Origin of the sequence: Georgenia alba, from assembly GCF_042665525.1 — a bacterium.
Lineage (GTDB): Bacteria > Actinomycetota > Actinomycetes > Actinomycetales > Actinomycetaceae > Allobogoriella > Allobogoriella alba.
This window is the reverse complement of sequence record NZ_JBHTCQ010000001.1, coordinates 1311704-1326127: the sequence shown is the minus strand read 5'-3', so window position 1 is coordinate 1326127 and position 14424 is coordinate 1311704. Positions and strand designations below refer to the sequence as shown.

The following is a 14424-nucleotide window of genomic DNA, read 5'->3' as shown; positions in this document are numbered from 1 at the left end:
GCCTGGAAACAATGGTCCGGTTACCAAGACGAAAGTTTCAGGCGAGCCGAGTGGTGGCCAGCGACCGCTCAGAAGAACGTGCGCAGCGCCCCGACCACCCGCTCGTCCTCGACGAGCACCACGGTGCGCCACTTGTCGAACATCGTGCACGGGTGCGACAGGCCCAGCTCGAGGACGTCGCCGACCTCGAGCGTGCCGGACTCCACCGTGAGGTAGCCGTGCTGGTCGTTGGTGTCGACCACCCGCGCGGCGGCGTCCACCCGGTCGGTCCCGCGGCGCACCGACAGGACCGTGGGCAACCCGGCGTCGTACGGCACGTCCCGCTTGCCGGCGTCGACCAGCGCGAGGCCGGGCTCCGGCACGGACAACACCCGCGACCACACCCGCGCCGCGCCGCGGAAGACCGGGCCGGAGCGGGTGGCGGCCGGCGTGGCGCCGGCGTAGCGGACGTGGTCGTGGACGAGGTACGCACCGGAGCGGAGCACCACCTGGGCGCCGGGCACCTGGGCGCTCACGCCGTCGAGCTCCTCGGCGACGAGGTCGAAGTACTGGCTGCCGCCCGCCGTCAGGATCGGTGCGGGCACCTCGTAGAGGTCGGCGAGATTGACGAAGACCTGCCTCATGGTGGCGAGGAAGCCGCGCACGGCGCCGACCTGGTCCTCCGGCCGGGCGGCGTGGATGCTGCCCTCGTACCCCGCCACGCCGCGCAGCTCGAGCACCTCGGACTCATGCACCGCGCGGGCGACGTCCCGCGCCTGCGTCGGCGCGCGGGCGCCGGTGCGGGCGCCGACGGCCCCGACCTCCACGCAGACTCCCACCGGCCGCTCGGCACCGGCGGCGCGCAGCGCGCCGTCCATCCGCTCGACGGCGGCGGTCGAGTCGGCCCAGCACGTCACGTCGAAGTCCTCGCCCAGCTCGGCCGCGAGCCACGCCAGCGCGGCAGGGTCCACCAGCTCGTTCGCGACGAGCACCCGTGGCACCCCGAAGGCCCGCGCCACCCGCAGCTGGAAGGCGTTCGCGACCGTGATCCCCCAGGCGCCGGAGGCGAGCTGCCAGTGCCACAGCCCCGGCGACATCGTGGTCTTGCCGTGCGGGGCGAGCAGCAGGCCGCGCTCGTCGGTCCAGTCCCGCATGGCGGCGAGGTTGTCCCGCACGTCCTGCACGTCGAGGGTGAACGACGGCGTCGGCAGGTCGCCCACGTGCTCGGCCACGCTGCCGGTCCGGTAGTTCTTGTCCAGCGGGTCGGGGGTGATCAGATGCTCGCCCAGGGCGTCGTGCCAGGCCGGTACCGGGGTCGTGGAGGTCGTCGGGCTCATGCCGCCATCTTCCCGCGCCGACCACCTCGCCACCCAAATCGCGCCGCGCCCAGAAGGACGTGGCGGCGGTGCGACGAGACGCAACCGCCCCGCCCACCCGGTGCGGGTGAGCGGGGCGTGGCGTCGGTGCCGGCGTTGCAGGGGGGATACACGCCGGCACCGCTAGGAACGACTGTAGGGCGGGGCACCCACACAGGAGCCCCAAGAAGCCTCAGGGTCTCCGCAAGATCTGCCCTAGTGCCACGTCGAGCGGCCTCCACACCCGCATCCGGGCCGCACCCGATGGAGTCCGACCAGCGATCGCTCCGGTCTTCACGCCGCGCCTCCCGCCGGTACCGCGATCGGCACCCCGCCCCGCGCGGCGGACTGCTCGGCCAGCTCGATGACCTCGACGACCCGACGGGCGTGTGCCGGCGGAACCCGCAACGGCCGGCCGTGACGGACGGCCGCGGCGACGTCGTCGTAGATCTGAGCACCCAGCCGGCCGGGTGGGCGCAGGCCGCTGATCACCCGGTCCACGCCGTCGTCGCGGCGGATCTCGATCCTCGTGCCGTCGGGAGCCACGGCCATGCCCTCGCTGCCCCAGACTGCAGCCCGGGCGGGGGCGAGGCCGGTGCGGCGGAAGATCTCCGCGTGGACGGTGACACCGGAGTCGGTGGTGAGGTCGAGTCCGATCCAGTCTTCGACGTCCTCCTCGTCGGTGCGGTGTATCCGGCCGGCCACGGAACGGACCTCGCCCCCGGCGAGAACCATCGCGTGGTCGATGACGTGCGGCCCGATGAGGCGTGCCACTCCCCCGCCGCTGCGCCGCCGGAGCACCCACGGCACGACCTCGGTCCCGGCGTGCGGCGCGTCGGGCGTCGCGGTGACGTAATGACCCTGGTGGCCGCGGGAGAGGGTGACGTGCCACGGCGTGCCGATCTCCCCGGTTCGGAGGATCTCGGCCAGCGCGGTGACGTCCTCCTCCCACCGGCGTTGGTGGTGCACGGCCAGGACTCGGCCGGCGCGGTCCGCCCGGGCGATGAGGTCGTCGGCCTCGGCGACGGTCACCGTCATCGGCTTCTCGACGAGCACGTGGCGCCCGCCCTCCAGCGCGGCGGCGGCGACCGGGTGGTGCAGATCATGCGGCAGCGCGACCACCACGAGCTCGACGTCCGCGGCGACGGCGGACTGCCAGTCCGTGGTGCGGAGCGTGCCGGCGGGAAGGTCGAGGGAGTCCAACGTGGCAGTGTGCGCGGCGGCGACCGCGCGGACGTCGAACCGCGGATCGGCCCGGAGCAGGGGCAGATGGTAGTGACGCCCGCTGTTGCCGGCGCCGATCACCGCGGTCCGGATCGGCGGGTCCGCGCCGGTCACGCGAGAGCCTCCTCGATGCCGACCACCTCACCGCCGCGGGCGGCCGAGAGGTAGGCGGCCTCCATGATGCCCATCGTGCGGAGGTTGTCCCGTCCGCTGTGCCGGGGCTCGCGACCCTCCCGGACAGCGGTGGCGAGCTCGCGCATGCTGAGCCCGTAGCTTCGGCTCGCGTGTCCGCCGTCGTCGGTCCGGTCCGGGAAGTGGTCCTGCTCGACACCGCTGCCGAAGTCGGCGCGGGCGAGCGCGTCGCCCGCCATCGGCCCAGGCCGCTGCACCAAGGCGGACCCGGTGGTGGTGTCGATGCGGAAGTCATTGACCGGCAAGGAGCGGGCGAGCCAGGTTGACGTCAGGTGGGCGACGACGTCGCCACCGAAGGTGATGAGCAGCGAGGAGAGCTGTTCGCCCGGGAGCGGGTCGGCCTCCAGCCCGCGCCTGGTGCGGGCGGAGACGGTGACCGGCTCACTGCGGGCGAGCCACTGCAGCCGGTCGATGAGGTGGACGCTGAAGATGGCCATCTCGAGCTTGTGCTCCTCGGCACGCCACTGTCCGGAGGGTTGCCGGCGGTCCTGGAAGCTGCGTGCCTCGAGATAGACCGCACGGCCGGCATCGGGTCTGTTCAGCCGGTGATCGAGCCACTGGTACTCCGGGAACCAGCGGAAGTTCTGGCCGACAGCGAGGCGCACCCCGGCGGACTCTGCCGCCTCGGTGTAGCGCACGGCGCGTGCGCCCGTGGTTGCGAACGGCTTCTCCACGAGCAGGTGCAGCCCGGCGGAGAGGGCGGGGTCGATGACCTCGTCCCGCACGGCGGGCGGGGTGAGCAGCGCGACGATATCGACCTCACCGGAGGCGACGAGCTCGTCGGCCCGGGCGAAACGCAGCGGAACCTCGTGCTGTTCGCAGAAGGCCTCGAGCACCTCGGCGCGTGGGTCGCAGGCGGCGGCGATCTCGACGACATCGCCGGCCACCTGCCGGTAGCCCGTCGCGTGCTGGTGCGCGACCCAGCCGGTACCGACCAGGCCCACCCGGAGCCGATCACTCATCACCGGCTCCTGGTCGTCCGTACCAGCGGGTGGCCACGCAGTTCTCGCTAGCTCTGGGAGGCATCAGTGTCCTTCGAAGTCGACCGGGTGGAGGCGTAGTACGCGTCGAAACCCGCGGAGATCGCGGCCGCCGTAGATGGTCCGGCGGGTGCCAGGACGGGCCGGATCAGCCACCCGCCTGGCTGACGGCCTCCTGGTGGAACTGCTCGGCCGCCTGGTCCGGCGGGGTGCCCTGGAGAGCCATCTCCTCGTACAGGCGGGTGAACTCCTGCTGGAAGATGGCGGCGAACGCCTGTCCGTAGAAGGTCCGCCCGATGCCGGCGTCGGTCAGGGACTGGTAAAGCTCGAGCTCTGCCCGCTTGGCGTCAGTCAGCTCCGGATCCTCGAGGAGAGCCTGGAGGTTCTCCGTCTGGGTGTTCGCCCCGTTGTCCGAGCCGAACGCGAGCGCGGCCTCCGGGTCGTTGACGAAGAAGTCGATGAACGACGCCGCCGTGGCGACGTTCTCGCAGTTCTCGGCGATGGACAACCCGGAGAGCCACAGGGCGGCGCCGGTGCCGTCGGAACCGGTTGGCAGCGGGAAGACCGCGAGCTCGTGGCCCGGGGAGGCCTCGTCGATGGTCTCCTGGACGGTGCCGAGGCCGTTGGCGGGCCAGATGTGCGCAGCGCGGTCGCCGGCAGCGAAGTCGCTCTGCTCGACGGGCTGGTTGCGTTGTTCCACGCCTACCTCGGCAGAGTCGATGGCACCACTGTCCTCGAGGGCGTTGACCCACTGCCAGTAGCCGGCGACGGTGTCAGACTCGAACGCGATGCCGTTCTCGTCGTAGAGATCCTCGCCGTGGCTGCGGACCCAGGCCTCGAAGAGGTCGGTGTGCTGGCCGATGTTGCTCATGGCCGGTTCGCCGGTCTCCTCGGAGATTCGGGTCAGCCAGTCGGCCAGCCAGTCCCAGTCGTAGTTCTCCGGCGGCGTCTCCAGGCCGAGTTCCTCTACCTGCGTCACGTTGACCATGAGCGAGCCGAACGCGGCGCCATAGGGGATCATGTAGAGGTTGCCGTCCGCGCCGCGGCCGCTGTCGAGCACCTCGTCGGGGATGTGCGAGGTGTCGATGGCGCCGGACTCGACGATGTCGTCGAGGGGCAGCAGGGCGCCGCGGTCGCCGTAGTCGGCCAGGGTGCGGTTCTGCATCTGTGGCAGGCACGGCAGGTTTCCCCCGGAGGCCTGGACGGTCAGGTTCTCCCAGTGGGTGGTGAACTCCCCGGTGGTGCCGTTGACGGTGACCTCCGGGTGCTCCTCCATGTAGAGGTCGATGACCTGCTGGGTGCGTTCGTTGCGTTCGGGGCCGCCCCACCACGTGTACTGGATCTGCCCGGCGATCTCGCCGTCGGCGGCCGCTTCGGCGGCCTCCTCGGGCGAGTTCCCGCCGCCGCAGGCGGCGAGGGCGAGTGCGGCCACGAGGAGTGCACTCAGTCCTGCTGGTTTCCGCGCGATGCGCATGGGATCTCCTTCGATCGTCTGACGCGTGGTCACTTGATTCCGGTGGTGGCGATGCCCTGGGTGAGGAGTCGCTGGGAGGCCAGGAAGAACCCGACGACGGGTGCGATGGCCAGCGTCGCCATCGCGAAGAGCGTGCCGACGGACGAGGCGCCGGTGGAGTCGACGAACTGCACGAGGCCCTGCGGCACGGTGTAGAGCTCGGTGTCGCTGAGGTAGAGCCGGGGACCGAGGAAGTCGTTCCAGGCGTTGACGAAGGTGAACATCGCCGTCGTCGCCATCGCCGGCCCGAGGAGGGGGACGATGACTCGGAAGAAGGTCGCCCAGTGCCCGCAGCCGTCGATCCGGGCGGCCTCGTCGAGGTCTCGGGGCAAGCCTCGGATGAACTGCACGGCCAGGAACACGAAGAACGCGTCCGTGGCGAGGAAACGCGGCACCACGAGCGGGAGGTACGTGTTCAACCAGCCCAGAGAGTCGAACAGGATGTACTGCGGCACCATCGTGACCTGGTACGGCAGCAACAGCGTGCCGATGAGGACGGCGAAGAGCACCCGCTTGAACGGGAACGTCAGCCGCGCGAAGGCGTAGGCGGCCAGGGTGCAGCCGACGATGTTCCCGATGACCGACAACACCGCGATCAGTGCGGAGTTGAGGAAGTAGCGGGAGAAGTTCATGGTCGAGGTCGGCGAGAGCCCGGAACGGTAGTTCTCGGTGGTGAACTCGCCGACGAACGGCAGATAGCTGGTGCCGATGAGGGCGTTGGGTCGGAACGAGGCGTCGACCATCCACAGCACGGGGTAGATCATCGCCAGGAGGACGGCGATGGTGACGGCGTGGCGGGCCAGGGCCCCGATCAACCGGTTCTCGGTGGCCTTGCGCGGGAACAGGATGCCGCGCCTGGTGACCGAGCTGGTGCCGGGCGCGGCACTCATGTGTCCTCCCCGTAGAAGACCCAGAATCGCTGGCTCCAGAACAGCAGGCCGGCAATGACCGCAAGGCCGACGAGCAACGCCCAGGCCAGGGCCGAGGCGTACCCCATCTGGAAGTTGGTGAAGCCGCGTTGGTAGAGGTAGACGGTGTACAGCAGTAGCGAGTCGGCAGGTGCCCCGCTCCCGCCGCTGACCACGTAGGCCGGGGTGAAGGACTGCAGGGCATTGACGAGGGTGAGCAACCCGTTGAAGAAGATCACCGGCGTCAGGTGCGGGAAGGTGATGGAGACGAACTGGCGCCACTTGCCCGCGCCGTCCAGGGCGGCAGCCTCGTAGTAGGAGGTGGGGATCTGACGCAGTCCGGCCAGGAAGATGACCATCGTGCTGCCGAACGTCCACACGTTGAGGGCGATCAGCGTCAGCAGCGCGGTCGAGGGATTGCCGATCCAGCTGCGAGAGAACTCGATCCCGACGAGGCCCAGAACGGCGTTGACCAGCCCGTCGGAGCCGAAGACCTGGATCCACAGCAGCGCGATCGCCACCGACGCTCCGAGCAGGGACGGGACGTAGAACAGCGTGCGGTAGATCGGTAGGCCGCGTATGCCCCGGTTGAGGAAGACCGCGAGCGCCAGTGCGAACGCGAGCACCAGCGGCACGCTCAGGCCGGTGTAGAGCAAAGTCACCCGGACGGAGTTGAGCCAGCGCGGGTCCTCGAACAGCATCCGCTGGTAGTTCTCCAGCCCGACGAACTCCGGCGAGCCGATGAGCTCGTAGCGGGTGAAGGACAGCACGAGGGAGGCGATCATCGGCCCGATCGTGATGAGGATCAGGCCGAGCATCCACGGGGTGAGGAATCCGTACGCCGCCGTCGCCTCGGAACGGCGGCGGCGCCGGAGTGCGCGCCGGCGTTCGGGATCCTCCTGGGCGGGGCCGTCCGGCGATCGGGCTGGCCGTGACCGGACGGGTGAGGCGGTCGCACTCATGAGCGTTCTCCTCCTCCCCGTGCCGCGAGGGCGCGTCTCTCGACGAGTCCCGGCATCGTCTGGGCGAGGACGGCGGCGATCGGCACCGTGAGGTCGGCCTCGCGGGCGGAGGCGACGACGTCCCACAGGTCCTTGCTCCAGGGGCGGTAGCGCACAGGCACCCCGGCGTCGTCGTAGGTGTTGGCGAGGTCGTCGAAGAACCCCCAGTTCTCAGCCGACCAGGAGGCGCCCGTCGAGGTCCTCAGGACGTCGAGGACCGTTTCCTCGCCCGCCCCGAAGTGCCGGGCGATCGCCAGACCCTCGTGGAGGGCACCGAGCGCGGCGAGCATGGAGAGCTGGTTGGCGAGCTTGACCGCGGCCGCCGACCCGACCGGCCCGGTGGGCACCGCGGTGCCCAACGCCTCGAGCACGCCGGCGACCTGCTCGTCGGCTCTGCCGCCGACCATGAGGGTCAGTTCGCCGCTCAGCGCCCGGGCGGCCCCGCCGCTGACCGGAGCGTCGTGGACGTGCACACCGTGGTCGCGGCCCGCCTCGGCGAGGCGGATCGCCGTCGGGGGCAGCAACGTGCTGTGCAGCAGCACGCTGCTGCCCGCCTCGAGCTCGGCGAGCAGGCCGGATTCACGGACGACGGCGTCTGTTGTGGCGTCATCCGGGACCGCCACGCACACGACGGCGCACTCGCGCAGGTCGAGCGGGGCCTCGGCGGCGACGGCGCCCGTCCCGGCGAGGTCACGGGTCCGTGCCGGATCGCTGTCCAGACCGACCACCTCGTGGCCGGCGTCCACGAGGCGACGGGCCATGGGCATGCCGATGTTGCCCAGTCCGATGAATCCGACGCGCATGGGGACGCTCCTTACCGACCGAGGTCAGTTCTGGGTGGCGACGGGCGCATCGACCTGGACCGTCTCATCCGGTGCCCACCCGAGCTGCTCGTACATCCGGCGGCGGCCGCGCTTGTCGTTGTCCGCTTCCTGGCGGGCGTACTTGGCAACCTCCTCGATGTGCTCCTCGGGGACGACGATGACGCCGTCACCGTCGCCCACCACCAGGTCGCGGGGGTTGACGCGCACCCCGCCGACGGTGATCGGGGTGTTGTGCTCGACGTACTCGATACGACCCTGGGTCATCGAATGACTGATGAAGCGGGTGAAGATCGGCACCTGCTGGAGGCGGCACTCGTCGGTGTCCCGCACGCCGCCGGAGCTGACCACGCCCTGGGCACCGTGCACGTAGAAGTTCAAGGTGTTGAACGAGCCGAGCTGGCCGACGCCGAGGTCCGGGGCCTCGATGACCACGACGTCACCCTGCTGGATCTCGGAGACGTAGGGCTCGATGTGCTTCTCCTTGTACCAGTGGTTCCGCGCCCAGTCGGTGTACTCGTCCGGGGTGACGGGCGGAGCCTGGATGTGGCTCGCCGCGAGCCGGACCGTCAGGGCCGGCCCGGCCAGCCGGGCGCCGTCGAACAGGGGGCGGATGTCCCGGTGAACGCTGCCCTTGCTGAACAGCCCGATCCAGTCCATCCCGTCCCGGACGTCGGAGACACGCAGGCCGTCGTACAACTTCTTGATATCCGCGTAATCCATTCCTCATCCTTCCTTTCGCTCCCGGCATCTCCGAGAGCTGGTCACCATCCGGCGGCGCCCCCACGTCCAACTCCGGGCTGCGTCACACCACCGAAGATGTGGGGGACGAAGCCGTGCGTCGCAGCGACGGCCTCCTCTGCGTCGGACGACGGGGCCACCGGCCCGGAGACCTCCCCGTGCAGGATCCCCGCGTCGGCGGGACGTCGGACCTGGCCGACGTGCGCACGTTCTCGGCGCGTACGGCGGCCCGCTCAGGTCCCCGGAGCGCGGCAAGTGGAAGCCGCCTCGAGCTGCTCGTGCTGCCTGTCTCTGCGACCACGCCGTCGCACTCCTCCAAAATCCGATCCGATCGGATCTATCCGACGCTATGGCCGGCACTCCGGGAGTGTCAAGCGCGGACGAGCGCGCCCACCGCGTGTCAAGACACCCGGTCCTGGAGGCTGCCGGTCCGTCAGGCACCGGTCAGGTCCGGCGCTGGGAGCGAGTTCTCCGGGCCGTTCGTCGCCGGTGTTCCGGCGAGACCCTGACGCCAGGAGCTAGACGGAATCTGGCGTAGACGTCGCGCCAGTGGCGGCTCCCTCCGGCAGCGCGGTGACCGCTAGACGTCCTCCGGATACCCGGCGCGGAATCGTTCCGCCGATGCAAGGATGTGGGCCCTCATCGCATCGGCGGCACCGTCCGGGTCGCGGGCACCGATCGAGTCGAGAACCGCGCTGTGCTCCTCGATCGCCAGCGACGTGATCTGGACGGTGTAGTTGAGGCGGAAGAGCTGGACGTGCGTGTGGAGGCGGGTCAGCGCGGAGCGCATGACGCGGTTCCCGGCGGCCTGCGCGATGCGGTCGTGCAGCCCTGCGTCGAGCCGCGCGAACACCGCATACCCGGACCCCTGTCCTTCGGCCGCCGGGACGACCATCTTCGCGTTCAGGTCACGGAGGTCCGCGAGGGCGTCGGGATCGTCACGTTCCGCCGCTCGGCGCGCAATCGCGGGCTCGAGGACGAGTCGCATGTCGATCAGCTCTTCGAACTCGTCGCGAGTCATGGGCTCCGCAACCCGGTAACCAGACATGTGGGTACGGACGACCAGCCCCTCGTTGTCGAGCCGGTGCAATGCCTCGCGAATGGGTGTCTGCGACACGCCGAGCGACCGGGACATGGCGTCGATCGTGAGCCGCTCGCCAGGTGACAGCTTCGGCGAGAGGATCTGGGTCAGCAGAGTCTGGTACACCTGCTCGGCAAGCGGGATCGAGCGACGGTGGCCTCGTCCCGTGCTGCTGGAAGACTCTGCATCTGCCCCGCGCTCCCCCATCGGTCCCTACTCTCGAAGCACCGCCGAATGATCCGATCGTATCGGAGAGCTGGTCGCGGGCCTGGAGTGAGCGCCATCCGATGACAGCCGGCGTCTCAGCGCCTGAGCACCCGCTGACGTCCCGGGCTCCACCGCTGCCTCTAGTCTGACCGTCATGACCCCTCACCTCTCCCACTGGGGTGCGTTCGAGGCCGCCACGGACGGGCACCGACTGACCGCGGTGCGTCCGTGGCGTGAGGACCCGGAGCCGACACCGCTCCTCGACAACATCGCCTCGGCACAGCACCACCCGGCCCGGGTCGACCGCCCGCACGTGCGCGTCGGCTGGCTCGAGGACGGGCCGGGCACCCCCGGCCGCGGTGAGGATCGCTACGTCCCCGTCGCCTGGGACGAGGTGCTGGACCGGTTGGCGAACGAGCTCGCGCGCGTGTACGGCGATCACGGCGCGGGAGCGGTGTACGGCGGCTCCTACGGCTGGTCCAGCGCGGGACGGTTCCACCATGCGCAGAGCCAGGTGCACCGCTTCTTGAACTGCCTGGGTGGTTACGTACGGTCGGTCAACAGCTACAGCCTCGGCGCGTCGCAGGTTCTGCTTCCCCACGTGATCGGATCGTGGTCGCAGATCCGTGACGGCTCGACGGCGAAGACCGTTGTGTCGAGGAACACCGAGCTCGTCGTGGCGTTCGGTGGGATCTCGCCGAAGAACTCGGCGATCTCACCGGGCGGGGTCGCCCGCCACGACACGCGATCCTGGATCGCTCAGGCACGGAGCAGAGGTTGCCGATTCGTCTCGGTGAGCCCGCTTCGCGACGACTCGCCCGCCGAAGCGCAGGCCGAGTGGATCGCACCACGTCCCGGCTCCGATGCAGCACTCATGCTGGCGCTTGCGCACGTTCTCGACGGCGAAGGATCGGCCGATCGCGCCTTCCTGGAGCAGTACACGGTCGGCTATGACCGGTTCATCGCGTACGTGCGGGGGGATGTCGACGGGGTAGCCAAGAGTCCGGAGTGGGCAGAACAGCTCACCGGTGTCGCGGCGGGGCGGCTCCGGGACCTCGCCCGGGACATGGCGTCAGCCCGAACGTTCATCACCGTCAGCTGGTCGTTGCAGCGTGCCGAGTTCGGCGAACAGCCCCTGTGGCTGGGGATCGTCCTGGCCGCCATGCTTGGCCAGATCGGCCTTCCTGGCGGCGGGTTCGGTCACGGCTACGGGTCGACCGCCAGCGTCGGAACCGCTGCCCGGCTCCACGTACCGCACGTGCCACAGGGGCGGAACCCGGTACCCGAGTTCATTCCCGTGGCACGGGTCGCCGACATGCTGCTCAACCCCGGCGCCGACTTCGACTACAACGGGCAGCGACTGCGCTATCCGGACATCCGTCTTGTCTACTGGAGCGGCGGGAATCCGTTCCACCACCACCAGGATCTTGCACGGCTCCGGCAGGCCTTCTCTCGCCCGGAGACAGTGGTCGTGAACGACCCGTTCTGGTCGGCGACCGCACGGCACGCCGACGTTGTGCTGCCGTCCACGATGACAATCGAGCGGGACGATCTCGGTTGCGGCGAGAACGATCGGGTCTTCATGCCGATGAAGGCGCTCACGGTGCCTCACGCCGAGGCACGCGACGACTACGACATCTTCGCGGCGCTGTCCGAACGTCTCGGAACGGCGGAGTCGTTCACCGAAGGTCGGACGAGTGCCGAATGGCTCCGACACCTCTACGAGGAGTGGCGCCGCGAGCTACTCGCCGACGGGCACGACGTGCCGGATTTCCAGACGTTCTGGGAATCCGACTACATCGAGGTACCCGTGCCTGATCCGGAGCAGATACTGCTCGCCGACTTCCGCACGGACCCACAGGTCCATCGCCTCACCACGCCGAGCGGGAGGATCGAGGTGTTCTCGGAGGTCATCGATGGCTTCGGATACGACGACTGCCCTGGACATCCCCGGTGGCTCGAGCCGAGCGAGTGGCTCGGCAGCCCGGCAGCGGCGCAGTTCCCCCTCCAGCTCATCGCCAATCAGCCGCGTACGCGGCTCCACAGCCAGCTGGACGTCGGTGCGCACAGCCAAGCCTCAAAGGTCTCGGGGCGCGAGCCCGTCCGGATGAATCCCCGCGACGCCAGCGACCGCGGGCTCGGCGACGGCGATGTCGTGCGCCTCTTCAACGACCGGGGCAGCGCCTTGGCTGGCCTGGTCGTCGACGACGGGGTTCGTGAGGGCGTGGTGCAGCTCTCGACCGGCGCGTGGTACGACCCAGACCCAGGCGATCCCACGTTCTGCCGGCACGGCAACCCGAACGTGCTGACGGCCGACCGCCCCACGTCGCGCCTGAGCCAGGCATGTACCGGACAGCTCGCACTGGTCCAGGTCGAGGCCTTCGCCGGACCGGTTCCGGAGCTGACGGTCGACCGGCCACCGACGATGGGTTAGCGGCTGCCGACCCTACGATCAGGAGTGGCGGCGCGGAGCGCGACCACCGCGCCGACCGCCGCCGAGAACCCGCCAGGAAGTGGTGCCACCGTGAGCCAGCCCGTCCTCGTCCGCATCGATCCGGTGACGCCTCTGCCGCCGGGGACCCCCGCACCGGCGGGTCGCCTACGCCTCGCGGACGTGACCGCGCCCGCCGTGACGGTGCTCGACCTCGGCATCACGCGTGGCGACGGCGTCTTCGAGACCGTCGGCGTCGTCGGGGGCCGACCGCAGGCCCTCCAGGCGCACCTGCGGCGCCTGCAGCGCTCCGCCACCATGCTCGACCTGCCCGAGCTCGACCTCGGCGCGGTCGAGGACGCCGTCCGCCTGGCCATCGAGCGGCACGACCCGGGACCCTTCCTGCTGGTCAAGGTGGTCCTCACCCGCGGCATCGAGGGCGGGGACGGCACCCCGACGGCGTGGGCGCACGCCTTCGAGGGGTCCGGCAGCCTCGACGGCTCGGGCCGGGGCATCAAGGTGGTGCGCCTCGACCGGGGCTACCGCAGCGACGTCGCGCAGACCTCGCCCTGGCTGCTGCAGGGCGCCAAGACCGTCTCCTACGCCGTCAACATGGCCGCGCTGCGCGAGGCGGCCCGCCGCGGCGCGGACGACGTCATCTTCGTCTCCTCAGACGGCTACGTCCTCGAGGCACCCCGCTCCACCGTGGTGCTGCGCCGGGGCGAGGTGTTCATCACCCCACGCACCGACATCGGGATCCTCGCGGGCACCACGCAGGACGACCTCTTCAGCATCCTCACGGAGACCGGCCGGACCACCGAGTACCGGTTGGTCCGGCAGGAGGAGCTCGACGAGGCCGACGGGCTCTGGCTCGTCTCCAGCGGGCAGCAGATCAGTCCCGTGGTCGAGCTGGACGGCCGCCCCCTCCCGCGGTACCCGGAGCTGGACGCGGAGCTCCTCGAGCGGCTGCGCGCCAGGACGGCCTGAGGTGCGGGTCCTCGTCCCGGACCAGCGCCTCGCCGATGCGCTGGCGCCGCTCGCCGTCGAGCATCCGGCGCTGCAGGTGGTGGTCTGGCACATCGACTCCGGCACCGCTCCGCCGGCCGCGGACGTGCTCGTCACCGAACGACCCACGTCCCCCGAGCGCTTCCCGCTGCCGTCGGCCGTGCCGGGCCTGCGGCACGTCCACCTGCTGTCCCTCGGGTACGAGTGGATCGTGCCGCACGTGCCGCCCGGCGCGACGGTGACGAACTCCCGCGGCGCCATCGAGGACGCCACGGCGGAGCTCGCGCTGGCCCTCGTGCTCGCCGCGCTGCGAGACCTGCCGCGCGCGCACGCCCAGCAGCGCGCACACACCTGGCAGGGCTACTTCACCGGCTCGCTGCACGGTGCCCGGGTCCTCGTGCTCGGCCACGGCGGGGTGGGCTCCGCCGTCGTGCGGCGCCTCGAGCCCTTCGCGCCCGCCGCGGTCACCGTGACCGCCTCCCGGGCACGCACGGCGCCCGACGGGCGCCGGGTGCACGGCCCGGAGGACCTGCCGGAGCTGTTCCGGACGGCGGACGTCGTGGTGGTCACGCTGCCGCACGAGGCGTCCACCGAGGGCCTCGTCGGCGCCGAGCTCCTCGCCCGGATCCCCGACGGCGGACTGCTGGTCAACGTGGGCCGCGGCGCCGTCGTCGACACCGACGCGCTGGTCGCCGAGCTGCGCACCGGCCGGCTGCGAGCGGCAATGGACGTGGTCGAGCCGGAGCCGCTGCCGCCCGGGCATCCGCTGTGGGACCTGCCGGGGTGCCTCGTGGTCCCGCACAACGGCGGCTCCACGTACGAGTTCGAGCGGCTCGCCACGCACCTGGTGACCGATCAGGTCCGGCGGTTGCTGACCGGCGAGCCGGTGCTCAACACCGTGCTGCCGGCGGGCTGACCGCCGGTCTGCACCGCTGCCGCCGCCACCCGGCGTGACGAACGGAACACCTGACCTTCACACCCGCAGA

General features: G+C 70.6%; 12 protein-coding genes. 3 read left to right on the top strand and 9 right to left on the bottom strand.

The genetic code is table 11. From position 1 onward, the window contains the following. Positions 1-68: 68 nt before the first annotated feature. From ACFQQL_RS06185 to ACFQQL_RS06145, 9 genes are all read right to left on the bottom strand, one after another. The gene (locus ACFQQL_RS06185) at positions 69-1316 is read right to left on the bottom strand and encodes a type III PLP-dependent enzyme domain-containing protein (protein WP_382392326.1); all 1248 of its coding nucleotides are present in this window, start codon (positions 1314-1316) and stop codon (positions 69-71) included. Positions 1317-1628: 312 nt separating this feature from the next. After that, positions 1629-2672, bottom strand: a complete 1044-nt coding sequence (locus ACFQQL_RS06180; protein WP_382392323.1) for a Gfo/Idh/MocA family protein — start codon at positions 2670-2672, stop codon at positions 1629-1631. Continuing rightward, the gene (locus ACFQQL_RS06175) at positions 2669-3712 is read right to left on the bottom strand and encodes a Gfo/Idh/MocA family protein (RefSeq protein ID WP_382392322.1); all 1044 of its coding nucleotides are present in this window, start codon (positions 3710-3712) and stop codon (positions 2669-2671) included. The genes ACFQQL_RS06180 and ACFQQL_RS06175 overlap by 4 nt, the downstream gene beginning before the upstream one ends. Before the next feature lie 166 nt (positions 3713-3878). Next, positions 3879-5204, bottom strand: a complete 1326-nt coding sequence (locus ACFQQL_RS06170) for an ABC transporter substrate-binding protein (protein ID WP_382392321.1) — start codon at positions 5202-5204, stop codon at positions 3879-3881. Between the two features lie 29 nt (positions 5205-5233). Further along, a complete protein-coding gene (locus ACFQQL_RS06165) occupies positions 5234-6133 on the bottom strand; it encodes a carbohydrate ABC transporter permease (RefSeq protein WP_382392319.1) in 900 nt (299 codons plus the stop codon). Next, a complete protein-coding gene (locus ACFQQL_RS06160) occupies positions 6130-7113 on the bottom strand; it encodes a carbohydrate ABC transporter permease (protein WP_382392317.1) in 984 nt (327 codons plus the stop codon). Before ACFQQL_RS06160 ends, ACFQQL_RS06165 begins: the two co-directional genes overlap by 4 nt. Next, positions 7110-7955, bottom strand: a complete 846-nt coding sequence (locus ACFQQL_RS06155; protein WP_382392315.1) for an NAD(P)-dependent oxidoreductase — start codon at positions 7953-7955, stop codon at positions 7110-7112. The genes ACFQQL_RS06160 and ACFQQL_RS06155 overlap by 4 nt, the downstream gene beginning before the upstream one ends. Positions 7956-7979: 24 nt before the next feature. Continuing rightward, positions 7980-8696 (bottom strand): RraA family protein, encoded by a 717-nt coding sequence (locus tag ACFQQL_RS06150; protein WP_382392313.1) that lies wholly within the window; start codon positions 8694-8696, stop codon positions 7980-7982. A 598-nt stretch (positions 8697-9294) separates the two neighbouring features. Continuing rightward, complete coding sequence (locus tag ACFQQL_RS06145) at positions 9295-9921, bottom strand: GntR family transcriptional regulator (protein WP_382392311.1); 627 nt, start codon at positions 9919-9921, stop codon at positions 9295-9297. Between the two features lie 235 nt (positions 9922-10156). Between ACFQQL_RS06145 and ACFQQL_RS06140 the strand changes: the two genes are divergently transcribed. The 3 genes from ACFQQL_RS06140 (at position 10157) to ACFQQL_RS06130 (ending at position 14354) form a co-directional block, all read left to right on the top strand. Continuing rightward, complete coding sequence (locus tag ACFQQL_RS06140) at positions 10157-12436, top strand: molybdopterin-dependent oxidoreductase (protein WP_382392309.1); 2280 nt, start codon at positions 10157-10159, stop codon at positions 12434-12436. Positions 12437-12526: 90 nt separating this feature from the next. Continuing rightward, the gene (locus ACFQQL_RS06135; RefSeq protein ID WP_382392307.1) at positions 12527-13420 is read left to right on the top strand and encodes an aminodeoxychorismate lyase; all 894 of its coding nucleotides are present in this window, start codon (positions 12527-12529) and stop codon (positions 13418-13420) included. Position 13421: 1 nt separating this feature from the next. Then, positions 13422-14354, top strand: a complete 933-nt coding sequence (locus tag ACFQQL_RS06130) for an NAD(P)-dependent oxidoreductase (protein ID WP_382392305.1) — start codon at positions 13422-13424, stop codon at positions 14352-14354. Positions 14355-14424: the final 70 nt, after the last annotated feature.